General features: G+C 47.8%; 11 protein-coding genes. 4 read left to right on the top strand and 7 right to left on the bottom strand.

Annotated elements, in window-relative coordinates; all coding sequences use genetic code 11:
• Positions 1-82: 82 nt before the first annotated feature.
• The 4 genes from KNP04_RS07215 to KNP04_RS07200 are packed head-to-tail and all read left to right on the top strand — an operon-like array spanning position 83 to position 4,057.
• Positions 83-832 carry a carotenoid biosynthesis protein gene (locus KNP04_RS07215; protein ID WP_214875216.1) on the top strand — a complete coding sequence of 250 codons (750 nt, stop codon included), beginning with the start codon at positions 83-85 and terminating at the stop codon, positions 830-832.
• Entirely contained in the window at positions 798-1,496 is a 699-nt protein-coding gene (locus KNP04_RS07210) for a lysophospholipid acyltransferase family protein (protein ID WP_214875215.1), read from the top strand. The genes KNP04_RS07215 and KNP04_RS07210 overlap by 35 nt, the downstream gene beginning before the upstream one ends.
• The gene (locus KNP04_RS07205; RefSeq protein WP_214875214.1) at positions 1,493-2,560 is read left to right on the top strand and encodes a glycosyltransferase family 2 protein; all 1,068 of its coding nucleotides are present in this window, start codon (positions 1,493-1,495) and stop codon (positions 2,558-2,560) included. Before KNP04_RS07210 ends, KNP04_RS07205 begins: the two co-directional genes overlap by 4 nt.
• A 30-nt stretch (positions 2,561-2,590) precedes the next feature.
• Positions 2,591-4,057, top strand: coding sequence for a phytoene desaturase family protein (locus KNP04_RS07200; protein WP_214875213.1), 1,467 nt, complete (start codon positions 2,591-2,593; stop codon positions 4,055-4,057).
• Positions 4,058-4,499: 442 nt separating this feature from the next.
• Here KNP04_RS07200 and KNP04_RS07195 read toward each other — a convergent pair whose 3' ends face one another.
• From KNP04_RS07195 to KNP04_RS07165, 7 genes are all read right to left on the bottom strand, one after another.
• Positions 4,500-5,339 carry a phytoene/squalene synthase family protein gene (locus tag KNP04_RS07195; RefSeq protein WP_214875212.1) on the bottom strand — a complete coding sequence of 280 codons (840 nt, stop codon included), beginning with the start codon at positions 5,337-5,339 and terminating at the stop codon, positions 4,500-4,502.
• Positions 5,308-6,786: a phytoene desaturase family protein gene (locus KNP04_RS07190; RefSeq protein WP_214875211.1), complete on the bottom strand. Its 1,479-nt coding sequence runs from the start codon at positions 6,784-6,786 to the stop codon at positions 5,308-5,310. Before KNP04_RS07190 ends, KNP04_RS07195 begins: the two co-directional genes overlap by 32 nt.
• Positions 6,783-8,276, bottom strand: coding sequence for a phytoene desaturase family protein (locus KNP04_RS07185; RefSeq protein WP_214875210.1), 1,494 nt, complete (start codon positions 8,274-8,276; stop codon positions 6,783-6,785). Before KNP04_RS07185 ends, KNP04_RS07190 begins: the two co-directional genes overlap by 4 nt.
• Before the next feature lie 69 nt (positions 8,277-8,345).
• Positions 8,346-9,377, bottom strand: coding sequence for a class I SAM-dependent methyltransferase (locus KNP04_RS07180; protein WP_214875209.1), 1,032 nt, complete (start codon positions 9,375-9,377; stop codon positions 8,346-8,348).
• Positions 9,378-9,477: 100 nt separating this feature from the next.
• The gene (locus KNP04_RS07175; protein ID WP_214747656.1) at positions 9,478-9,861 is read right to left on the bottom strand and encodes a YisL family protein; all 384 of its coding nucleotides are present in this window, start codon (positions 9,859-9,861) and stop codon (positions 9,478-9,480) included.
• 116 nt (positions 9,862-9,977) lie between these two features.
• Positions 9,978-12,536 carry a sensor histidine kinase gene (locus KNP04_RS07170; protein ID WP_214875208.1) on the bottom strand — a complete coding sequence of 853 codons (2,559 nt, stop codon included), beginning with the start codon at positions 12,534-12,536 and terminating at the stop codon, positions 9,978-9,980.
• Positions 12,533-12,895 carry a response regulator gene (locus KNP04_RS07165; RefSeq protein ID WP_074032651.1) on the bottom strand — a complete coding sequence of 121 codons (363 nt, stop codon included), beginning with the start codon at positions 12,893-12,895 and terminating at the stop codon, positions 12,533-12,535. Before KNP04_RS07165 ends, KNP04_RS07170 begins: the two co-directional genes overlap by 4 nt.
• Positions 12,896-13,019 lie beyond the last annotated feature (124 nt).

Below are 13,019 nucleotides of genomic sequence, written 5' to 3'. Positions count from 1 at the left end.
GTTCGACGAGGCTCTTTTTTCGTACATGCATTTGTTAGACGAAGACTGAGATGAGCTTTAGAATGAAAGAAGAGGTGATGGAATGAAAGTGTATCCGTTTATTTGGAAATGGTTTCTTGTTTGGTATTTCATTGGATTGATCTTAGTTGGATTCGACCTGCTTCCGCCTTGGCTAGAGTGGGCAAACCCCGTCTTTTTATGGCTCGCCGGTGCGATCGGCGGAACGATTCTTTATCAAGGGATTCGACAAGGTGTTTGGATTGTTCCGTTTATTTTCTTCGGTTCAATCGCCGTCGAGACTCTCGGCGTGAAAACGGGGTTCCCGTTCAGCGAATACGTCTATGCCGAGGCATTCGGTCCGACTGTATTTGGAGTCCCTGTCACGATTGGGGCGGCATGGCTCGCCGTGATCGGTTCAAGTTTCGCTGTGGCGCGTCTATTCACATTCCGCAACAACATTTTATGGCTCGTTCCGATTCTTGCCGTATGGCTCGATATGGCAATCGATCCCGTGGCGGCAAACGTGAAAGGCTACTGGGAATGGGCCAATGACGGCTTGTATTATGATATCCCGACGCAAAACTTTATTGGATGGTTTGGATTATCCCTTATTTTCTCCTGGATTTTGCAGCGTCACGAAAGAGCTGTCGATTCTATGTTCATCCAGCACGGCGTTTACTTGTTCGTCATGCTTCATGCCCTCTTTGGCGTCACGGCCGTGAACGCAGGTCTTTATGGGATCGGCTTCCTGAGCATTCTGACGTCTGGGGTGATTTTTTTAGAAAGGAGAGATCGCGATGATCGAGTCACACAAAAAGAAATGGTTCAATAACGTATTCTCAACGTTCGTAAGGGAACGTCAGATTCGTCCGACGTTTCATAATATTTTTATTCGAACCGATGACATCCCAACGCCTGGTTTAATCTTAAGTACGCACAGTGCTTGGTGGGATGGACTCGTCATGTATATGGTGAACGAACATTTTTTGAGACATGACATTCATGTGTTGATGGATGAGGACGGATTGCGTCGTTTCCCGTTCTTTCGTCACCTTGGGGCCTTCTCTGTAAAAAAGGGAAGTCTTTCCGATGTGCGTGCTTCCCTCGCTTATGCGAATGAGTTGCTTACTTCAGGCAAATCGGTGTGGATGTATCCACAAGGTCGAGAAGTCCCTCAAGAGATGCGTCCCATCGAAATCGAATCGGGGGCGACCTTGTTACTGAATGAGCGCCCTCTTCATTTATGTGCCATGTATTATGCATTCGAAAGCCATGCCGAGCCCGTTGTCTATGTTCGATTCCGAAAGCACAGTGTGACCTCGTCGGCACGGAGAGCTCAAAAACAAGAGATTGCGCAAGCACTCGAGCAGTTGTATGACGATGTCAGACATGACGTCATCACGCGTTCAACCGCCTATGTTCCTTTGTTCCGTCCGCGACGCAATCTAGCCGAATGGACAGAAACGTTCGTCCGACTCGGGAGGGAAAATTCATGATTCTTTGGTTCATGACCCTCTGCATGCTCATCTTTACACTCGTGAATCTAGCGTTTTTACGACCACTCGCAAAACCTGGGAAAACACCGGCGACAGCCGTATGCATCCCGATGCGGAACGAGTCACGACATGTCGACCGATTGATTACTAATTTACAAATGGCAATCCCGGAGAATACTCATGTCTACATTTATGAAGACCGCTCCGAAGACGATACATATGAACGATTGAATCGCGCAATCGGGGACGATTCCCGATTCACCGTCATTCAGGGAGTCCCTTTGCCTGATGACTGGGCCGGGAAAGTCCATGCCTGTCATCAGCTTGCAACACACACGACCGAACCGTATCTCCTCTTTTTAGATGCGGACGTCACTATCGATTCGAGCTTCATCCCCCGCATGCATGCGACACTCGCTCGTGAAAAGGCTGTCTTTCTATCCGGATTTCCCCAATTTCCGACATCGACATTTCTCGGGAAATTGTTGATTCCGATGCAACATGTGCTCATCGCCCAACACCTGCCTTTGTTCTGGCGAAAAGTGAAACACCCAGCATTCGCGGCAGCGAACGGAATGAATGTACTTGTCGAACGAAATAGTTACGAAGAGATTGGTGGGCACGCTGCAATCCGTTCATCGTTGATTGATGACATTGATTTATGTCGTACGTTCAAACGTCATCAAAAAGTGACGTCACTCGTTCAAGTCGCCCCGTTCATCTCTTGTGATATGTATGAGACGAATGAAGAAGTATGGAGCGGGTTTTCAAAAAACGTATTCAAGGGAATGAATGAATCAGTAGGACTCGCCTTGTACTTCTTGACGTATTACGGGATTCAGTTGACCGCCATGTTCGCATGGCTATTTTCACCAAGTTGGCAAACGATCAGTGCGGCACTCTTCGTACTCCTCGCCCGACTTGCTGTCGACATAAAATCTCATGAATCCGGTACATGGTTGCATCCACTCAGCTTGATCGCTTATCTGACCTTACTCGGGAACGCCGTCATCCGTAAATGGAGACGTCTACCGATCACATGGAAAGGTCGCCATTATTCCTAATCGAGCGTCTTACTTAAGGGGGACAAATGTATGAAGCAAATTGTTGTCATTGGAGCCGGGTTAGGTGGACTGAGCGCTGCCGTCACGCTCGCCACACACGGCTATGACGTCACGGTCATTGAGAAGAATGAACATGTCGGCGGAAAACTCATGCCCGTCATCACTGACGGGCACCGTTTCGACTTCGGTCCGAACACTATCACGATGCCAGATGTGTTTCGTTCCGTCATCCGAAACAGCGGTGCCAATCCAGATGACTATTTCGAATTGATCAAACTCGATCAACATACCGTCAATCATTATTCAGACGGTTCCTCGTTCACATTTAGCGCCGACCGGGCACAGCTCGAGTTGGAAGTGCGACGATTGACGAATGATCAAATGAAGAAAAATCAATTACAAGCTTATTTAGATGAAGCAGAGAAGTTGTTCCGAATTGCGAACGAACGCTTCTTCACTCGTATGGAGACAAAATTAGATCCCGGTCTTTGGGCGGACATGGTAAAAGTACACCCGCTGCAAAGTCTGCATGCCCTTCATCAGAAATACTTCAAAGACAAGCGCATCATCCAGGCACTCGACCGATATGCGACATACATCGGCAGTAGCCCATACGTGACACCTGGCACGTTCGCACTCATCTCTCATTTAGAATTGAATGAAGGGGTCTATTTCGCCAAGGGAGGCAACTGGAACATCGCCAAAGGATTTGCGAAGCGAGCGAGTGAACTTGGGGTGACATTCCGACTCGGACACGAAGTGACGAAAATTGAAGTCTTGAACGGGAAAGCTCATGAAGTCGTCGTTGATGACAAAGAAGTCATCTCTTGTGATGCCGTTCTGCTCAATGGCGAGCTGCTCACGCAATATCCTCGACTTGTCGACGCGAAAGACCGACCTTCTTTCCCGGTCCCGACACGCGATACCGTCGAGCCGTCTATCTCTGCATTCGTGTTAATGATTGGGTTATCGAAACGATTGAACCTCGCCCATCATAACGTCTATTTCTCTGACGACTACGAGCGAGAATTCAAGGCACTCTTCCAAGAAGAACGCTATGCGGATGAGCCGACCATCTATATCTCTAATTCATCCGCAACTGATCTATTGATGGGTGAGGCAGGTGACAACCTGTTCATCCTCGTCAATGCCCCAGCTCATTTGACTAATATTGATGCCGATACGTATGAGCATTTGATTCGTCGTCGGTTGCGCGCGTTCGGTGTCGATTGGGAAGATGAGGAAGTCCTCTTCCATCGACGCGTGACACCACAAGACTTGAGCCGTGACTTTTATGCCTATTACGGTGCTCTTTATGGCACGTCGGCCAACTCGAAAAAAGGTGCATTCTTTAGACCGGCAGCCCGCTCGACGGACGTGTCGAACATCTGGTTTGCAGGTGGTTCGACCCATCCTGGAGGAGGGAGCCCGATGGTCACGCTTTCAGGACAATTCGCGGCACGATCGATGTTAGAGGACATACCTCTGACAATATGAACATTTTGTGAACGCGAGTTTCGACACTTGTCGACAATTGAAAGACGTGATAATATCATATTCGAGTTCAAGCAGTTCTGTAACGTTGGTTACACCTGTAGCGATCGAATGGCTTCCCCGAGCCTTATCGCGTTTTGAACTTGTCACACCCGAGAAAAAGTGATGAGCGAGTTTCCCCACTCGTATCCCGTAGTTGAGACAGCTTGCGTATGATGTTCCCCCTTAGTCCATCAAGCATCCTGTTTCAACGAAGATGTCCCAACTGATTCATTCCCCATGAATCCCGGCACATCTTTAGGGCTTCATCACAAATCGATTCATTCATTTCCCCGATGAATGGATCACATAACGCTTACGCCACTTTTGGTCCCCCGCCAAAAGTGGTTTTTTTTGCGCAAAAAAACTGTAGACGCCCAAAAGCGCCTACAGCGAGTCAAATCATTTAAAGTTTTGCTAGCAACTTTCCTTTTTGAAGCGTCGATACGTATGCACGCTTTGTGAAGACATCGTATCCGTTCGCTCGAGCCGCATCTAAAATCCCTTCGTACAGGAGCGCTGCCGCTTGAACTGGCTTTCGACTGGCCGGTGGATAGAGGTGATGGGTTCCACGTGCGCGTTCATACAAGAATTCCGCGCGTTTCGCCAACGCCTCCCATAGTTCGATAAAAGCAGGTGTCACTTCTCGTTGCTGTAACATCTCTTCAGTTACAGCGAACTGTCGCATCATCGTCCGTGGTAAATAAATGCGGTCTCGGTTCAAATCTTCCCCGACATCTCGCAAAATATTTGTCAGTTGCATCGCAATTCCAAGGTCAATGGCCCCTTGCCGAAGCTGGCGTTTCGTCGCGGCATCTTGATTCGGAACAAGAATCGGGAGTAGCATCAGACCGACCGTGCTCGCCGCATAGTAGCTATATTGCTCGGTCTCTTCGAGCGTCTCATATCGCGACTTATGTAAATCCCACTTCATCCCTTCTGCCAGCTCGAAGAAGGGATCGACGTCCATCTCATAGCGCTGCCATACATCTCGAAGGGCCACCCATAGTGCATCGTCTTGATGATAACCGGCCAAAAAACGGTCGAACGCATGCAAAAATGACGCCAGACTTTCTTCTGGATGATCCGATTCATCGACTGCATCATCAAGGGTCCGACAAAACGTATACACGGCCATGACCGCTTGACGATCTGGTTTTGAGAGCAAAGAGAAGGCCCGATAAAAAGTCAGCGAGCCTTTCTTCATGATTTCCTCACATTGACGATACGCTTCTTGTGTCGTCACGATGTATTGCCCCCATTTCTTCTTCCATTTTTTTCACGAGTAACTGTGACCCAATCATGACGATCGGCACGCCACCACATGGATGGACAGATGCACCAACCGCATACAATCGTTCGATTTTTGGGAACGGTCTTGCCTGTGGCTTGAAGGCGGCTGATTGAGACAACTTCGGTGCAATCCCAAAGCTTCCTCCTTCAAATAGACCGAAACGCTCAGCGTCCATCGGTGTCCGGACTTTCATCTCGGTCACGCGTTCACGAAAATCTGGTACGAGTGCCTCGATTCGTTCGAATAGATGATCAATCGTCCCTTGCGTCTCAAAGTCTTCCCGTTCCAATTTACGAGGTACCGGAACGAGGACATATAACACGCTCGTCCCATCCGGCGCTAGTGTCGCATCGATCCGTGATGGATTGAACGTGTACATCGCCGGATACTCACTTAGTTTACCATCCTCAAAGATTGTACGCATCGATCCTTCAAAATCGTTTGGTAAATCAAATTGATGGACCGGTAAATCTAGTGCGCCATTGACAGTAAAGTACAGGAGTAACGTACCGCTGGACGGTTCGTATGTCTTTGGTGTGACGCCATCAATGAGTCGCTCCATGAGTGGGAAGTCCCCATTCACGACGACCGCGTCATAAGACACATATTCGTCATTGACCGTGACACCGTCCGCCACTCCGTTCGTAACGTGGACGCGATTGACGGTCGCATTCATCACAAAACGGACACCTCGACGCTTCAGCTCTTGTTCCATTTTCGCCGCAAGCGAGAAATATCCTCCTTTTACGTACCAGACTCCCTCTTCCTGTTCGCGATACGGGATCAGTCCATATAAAGAAGGCGTCGCATAAGGATTCCCGCCGATATAGAGTGTCTGTAAACTGTAGGCGACACGTAGGCGTTCGTCCTCAAAGAAACGTTTCATGTTCGCATGGGCCGTTTCATATGCTTTCAGACGCATCAGGAGGAGCAATAGTTTAGGCTCGAACAATTCCGTTTTTGATGCGTAGCTTCGGTCCAAAAACGTATCGAATCCAATCCGATACTCTTCTTTCTTCTGCGACATATAATGACGAAACGCATCCCCTTCACCGAACGTTCGCTCGATTTCTTCTGCCTGTCGTTCGATATCGCGATATTTGTAGAATGATGTCCCGTCTTGATAACGTAAGCGATAGAGCGGGTCAACTTCGAGTAACTCGACTTCACTTTCCGGTACCCCTGCTTCAACCAACTGTTGCTTCAGTTTACTCGGTAACAAAACGATCGTAGGCCCTTCATCGACTTTCGCCCCATTCTCAAACTCAACATAGTTCAACCGTCCACCGACGCGTGCTTCTTTCTCATAAATCGTGATATTTAGCGACGGGTTCCGTTTCGTCAATAAGAGGGCGGCATAAAGTGTACCGACCCCGGCTCCGACAAAGCTGATGTTCATCGGCCGACACCTGCCCGTTCACGCAACAGGTTCGTCGTGATTCGCGCCGATTCAAAAATCGTCGGAAGTCCACTTCCCGGATGCGTTCCCCCGCCGACGAGCCAGACGTTGTCGAGCTCTTCAAATTGGTTGTGCGGACGGAAATACATCATTTGCGATAGATTATGGCCAAGGTTAAACGTTGCTCCTTCATATACACCGAACGTCTCCCAATCCATTGGCGTCAACGTCTCCATCACTTCAATATGTTGTCGGATGCCTCGGTACGGTGACCGTGTCTCAAGGGCGTCGAGCACACGTTCTGTCATCGTCGTCTGTAGTTCGTCCCATGGGAGACCGGATAAGTTATTCGGTACCGGTACGAGCACGTAAAGCGATGACTTTCCTGAAGGCGCGAGCGTCGGGTCGATGCGTGAGGCGTTTTGAACGTAAAACGAGAAATCCTCGCTTAGTTTCAACTCTTGCGTCATCTCTTTGACGTTCAACTCATAATCGTCTGCAAAGTGAATCGAATGATGCGCCACGTCTTCGTATATGTGATCGAGTCCGAGATAGAGCATGAACGTCGAGCACGAATAGCGCTTCTTCTTCAGTTGAGCCGGACTCCACTTCGATAGTTTACCGTCAGGAACGAGCGACGTCATCGCATGTGCAAAATCAGCACCGATTACGACTTCATCGAACGCATAATGGACGCTTCCGGCCACGAGACCTGTCACTTTCTTGTCCTCCATGAGGAGACGCTCCACCGGTTCTCCTAGACGAATAGAGCCACCTTCTTCCTCTACGACTTTTGCCATCGCATGGCAAAGTTGATTCACTCCCCCAATCGGGTGATGAACCCCATATGCGTGTTCCATATACGATAAAATGGAGAAACCGCCCGGGCATTCCCAAGCGGACATGCCTAAATATTTTGCTTGGAACGTGAACGCATACTTCAACTCTTCGCTCGTGAAGTACTCGGACAAGACATCATAAAGCGACTTCCCAATCGACAGGAACGGCAGTGCTTTGAGCACACGCAACGAGACGTAATCGGTCAATTTATCATGTGCGGTCTGTAAGACAGGCATCAACTTGGACAGCTTGATTGCCTGTTCGCTCATGAATCGTTCATACCCTTCCCCATTTCCCGGGAATTGTTCTTCGATGGCTTGATGCATCTGATCACGATCTGTCGTCATCGAGAGCTGACGCGTACCGCGGTCGAAATACAAATCATACATCGGTTCGAGCCGTTTCATCTCGACGTAATCATGTAAATCGCGTCCGGTTTCTTCAAAAATTTCTTCTAAAATATACGGCATATTTAAAAACGTAGGTCCTCGGTCAAACGTGAACTCGCCGACTTGGAGACGTGACGTCCTTCCTCCGACAAACGGTTGTTTCTCAAATACGGTGACGTCTACCCCACGATGCGCCAGTAGCATCGCAGCAGCCAACCCACCAGGTCCTGCCCCTATTACGGCAACTCTTTGTTTCGACACACTCAACAACTCCCTATGTGAATAGTCTCTTATGCTTCTCTATCATTATAGAAATGACCGGAGACAAGTTCAATTTTCAATCGGTTGATTGAGCAGGTTCTTGCTTCCTCGCTCGGCGATGACGATGTACCAAGATCCTTCTGGGATGAATGGGATAAATCGAATTTGTTCAAATCCGACTTCTTGCATCTGTCGGCGTAATCGTGGAATGGTCGGGAGCGGATACAAGTTGTCATGAAGTGTCATGAATGCGTTGAATGCAGAAGCGAATCGTCCGCCGAGTGCCGTCTCTGCAAGCGGCGTGACGAGGACCGCGACCCCGTTCTCTTCTAAACGATCCCGAAGTCTCTCAAGCAGTTTGATCCGCTCTTCTGGTGAAAAGTAATAGAGCATATTGTTCATCATGACCGCATCGAACTGCTCATCCGTTTCCCAGTTCATAAAGTCGGCGACTTCAAAATGAATATCGCCCCGTTCATCACGAGATCGCGCCTCTTCGATGACCTCTTCCTCTAAATCGATGCCTGTCAGTTCCCAACTCGGTTCGAGCGCTTGTAATTTACGTAAATAGCCACCGTGTCCACATCCGATATCAAGCATCGATTGGACATTCGCCTGGCGTAATAACTGCTGTACAATCGGGAATGCGACCGTTTCCACAAGGGTCGACGTTTTCGCGACGACTTGACCGTGTTCGGCCCCATCGAATGTCTTTTGTTTTCCGGACTCTAAAAATTCCGGATAAGCGATCAACGCAGGGATATGGAGTTCCATCATCTCTTGAAGCATGAATCCGATGCTCCGTTCGTCGTTACCGGATAATTGATATTTTAAGCCACGTGTCGGATAGTAGCGCCAGCCTCTCTTCTTCAAATGACGCACTGCAACCCCGACTTCTAACCAGCGCTCTAACGCGAGTTGTGTCAACGGGCGTTTGAGTCGTAAATTCATCTCTGCCATACTTGCACCACCTTGAAGCGCATCGAATAGGCCAAACTTATATCCGATATAGCCGTGCCATAATGGTAAGAACGATTCCGTTTGTTTCATCCATTTCCGTGCGTGCAATACGCGTGTCCATTCCGTCATTTGTTGATCCATCGTTTCACCTCATCGTCATGATTACTGATTTTTTTATTTTCCCCTAATAATTTGTCTACAAACAAAAAATTCCCACTTCGGTGTGCGAAGTGGGAAAATCTTATTGAATGAAGCTGTTGAAGAACGATTGTCCGTACGGTAGTGCGTAACCGATAAAAATCGTGACGAGTGCCAATACGATAAATCCGCCGAACAAGGCGTTTGATGGTTTTTTCTTTTTCACTTTGACGAGCGTCATCTCACCAAAAATCAATGCCAATAGTCCAACTGTGATTTTCACGTGATAGAACGTGCCGCCTCCGTTCAATTGAAGATAGAGATAAAGTCCTGTTCCGAATGCGATGAGTAACATGAGTCGAAACGCCATATGTGCGATCTTTCCACTCTTGTTGCCGTTCTTGTAACCAATATAGGCAACGGCAAACAAAATAAGTAACAAAATCCAGCTCGTAACGTGCGTGTGCAAGAATGCAATCAGTGGCATTCTAATGCCCCCCTTTATGTTGTTGTACAGTCTTCATTGTACACGAACCCTCTCCTGATTGGTCAAGCGAACGCTTTCGTAAAAAAAGAGCCATCCCTCAAGGATGACTCAATTCATTATACTGGTGTCGTCTCTGCCTCTTGGACAGCGTATTCATAGCTAGGAATTTCAACGATGAAGGTCGATCCCTCGTGTTGAATCGATTCCACATGAATTTGACCATTATGGCCACGGACGATTTCTTGACAGATTGGTAACCCAAGACCCGTTCCACCGATTTCACGGCTATCGGAGTTATCAACGCGATAGAACTTATCGAACAAGCGGTCGAGCGCGTCGCTCGGAATTCCGATTCCTTCGTCCTTCACTTTAATGGATACGATTTGTTCATGATGGGCAAGCTCCACCGTGATTTTCCCACCACGTGGAGAATACTTCACCGCATTCGACAGAAGATTACTCATCAGTTGCTTGAACTTCTGGCAGTCAACGAACAACTCATAAGGACGTGCGTCATCTGCGATTAATTCGAATTCGTGCTTCAAAGAAGACGCTTCATAGAACGTCAACATATCACGGACGACCGGTTCGATATCAAGTTGTTCCCGATCGTACATCTGGCTGCCGGATTCCATCCGCTGCACATCGAGAAAGTCGTTGACGAGGTGCGTCAGACGTTCCGTTTCCGCATGAATCGTCTCTAAATATTTTGCTTGTTTCTCATTTGGTAACTGCTTCTTCACCATCAATTCTGTAAATCCGTAGATAGACGAAAGTGGTGTCCGCAATTCATGAGAAATCGTAGAGATAAATTCACTCTTCAGTCGCTCAGCCTCTGTTTCACTCGTAATATCCCGGAAGACGAGAAGCGTTCCTTTCGAAAGACCGCCGACGATGATCCGTTCTGCATACATCTGCAAGTTCATTTCACCTTTACGGATTGAGAAGCTCACACTGTCATGCGGGAAGTCTTCGGTGAACAATCGATTGGTGTACTTCGTAAAGTCTTCCGCTTGATCCACGGTTTCGACAAGACGATTGCGCCACTCTTCCCATGATTCTTCTTCAAGGTCCTGCGCGCTGACATCACTCAGTTCTGGGAACATCTCGTAGAGTGGTCGGTTCACGAAAACATCATCCGTCGCATGTTCGATATAGACGACCGCCTCTCGAATCGAGTCGAGGATGCGTTCTGTCTTCCCTTTTTCCCGCTTCATCTCTTCGAATAGACGCATCCGCAAGAGCGAAAGTGAAAGCTGGCGAGCGAACGACATGATGTCACCCATCTGCGTTTGTGTGAAACGGTCTTTATAACGAACCAAATAGATGAACGCAATAATCGAGTCATCTGTCGGGTCATGGACCGGCACCGCCGTCTCAAACATATAGTACGGATACGGGAGTGGGTGGTCACTTGCGACTTGTTTCGATGAATGGACTGTCGTCTTCAACGTCATTGCTCGTGTCAACACGGAATTCTCACTATCGAGCAATTGACGTGACAACGTATCATTCAAGCCATGGCTCGTCACGCGGTATGTGCCCGATTCATCGACGAAGACGAGTGCACCGACCTCTGAATCAGTGATAGTCACGAGTTTCTCGATAATCTCTGGATAAGCCGTCAGCGAATCACGTGACGCTAACGTTTCCGTCAATTCGTTTCGGTAAGCGAGATGTTGTTCGTTTTGTTGAGTCTGTTCGAGAATCTCTTCAAGCTCTTGTTGCTGTGCCTGTAGCTCTTCTTGTTGCGCAATCAATTCTTCTTGCTGTGCTTGAAGTTCATGGTTCTTTTCAATCAAATGACGTTCGTTGTCACGAAGTGTCTCGGCCATCTTATGGAACGAGCGAGACATCGTCCCGATTTCGTCTTCACGCTCCATTTGATCGCTCAAGTCGACAATTTCACCTTTCAACAAACGGTTCGAAGCAATCGAGAGTTTTGAAATCAAGCGTGTTTGACGACGAAGGAATGGTTGGACGAATAACAAAATCAATGCGGCAAATGAGGCGATGCTCATGATCCACAAGAATTGAAGCATGTTATTGTTTTGGCGCCATTCAGCGTAGACGGTCTCTTTTTCAGCTGACATTAATTGACGATATTCCCAAAGAGCAGACTCTACTTCATCAATTGGCCCTAAAATATCGATGCCTCGCTCCGGGTTAAATTGGACGAGCCCTTGGTCAATCAAACGTTGAGCCGTCGGTAATTCGGCAATTGTCTCGGCATCGATAAACGTTTCCGTAATCTCGCCATTTAATTGTGCCTGCGCATACTCATATGTCACCGGAATGATGACGTCATAGTAAAAGTCATGGAACTGCTGTAAATCTTCAGCAAACAACTCACCTTGGCGAGTAGTGACTTGCGTTTTAAACCAATTAATTTCTTGTTGGAACTTCGCTTCGTTCGCACTTGCCCGTTCGAGAGACGAGGTATCTCCAAACAAGAGATATCCACGTGTGTCGTACTGATCAGCCTGCCAATCATCCCAAAGTGAAGTCAAACGATTAACGCGTTCGTCCACTTGACGCAACTTCGCCTCATTCGCCTCGAGTCGATTCTCGATATAAAAATATGTCAGAACCGATCCAACCAACGCAATGGCGAGGAACGAATAGAGGACGACCATGATGTCACGTCCGAGTTTTTGTTTAAACCACCTTTTCACTTCACGATGCCTCCTATGATTTTGACAAGTTCAAGTGGGCTAAACGGTTTTGAAATGAAGTAGTCGACACCAATCTCATTCGCGCAATCACGGTCAGATTGTTGGCTTTTCGCTGTCAACATCATCACTTTCGTATCTTGCCGCCCTGGTAACTTCCGTACTTTTTCAATGACCTCAAGCCCTGTCATGCCGGGCATCATATGGTCCACAATTACCAAATCATATTCGTTTTCTTCAATCAATCGATAGGCCTCTACTCCATCTTGCGCCTCATCGATGTCATATCCTTCATCTTCTAATGTATCCATAACGAGCATGCGTAGTACTTCTTCGTCTTCCGCAAGTAAGATTTTAACCATAGTCGTTCCTCCATTTTTTATCCCATTTAATTATTTTAACGGATTTGTAATTGTTACACAAAACAAAAAGACGTACGAAACCTATCTTCGTACGTCTATTGCCTAATCACTTGAGCGCAAAACC

This window comes from Exiguobacterium sp. CH10, assembly GCF_018617635.1.
Classification (GTDB): domain Bacteria; phylum Bacillota; class Bacilli; order Exiguobacteriales; family Exiguobacteriaceae; genus Exiguobacterium; species Exiguobacterium aestuarii_A.
This window is presented reverse-complemented; position numbering and strand designations above follow the sequence as displayed.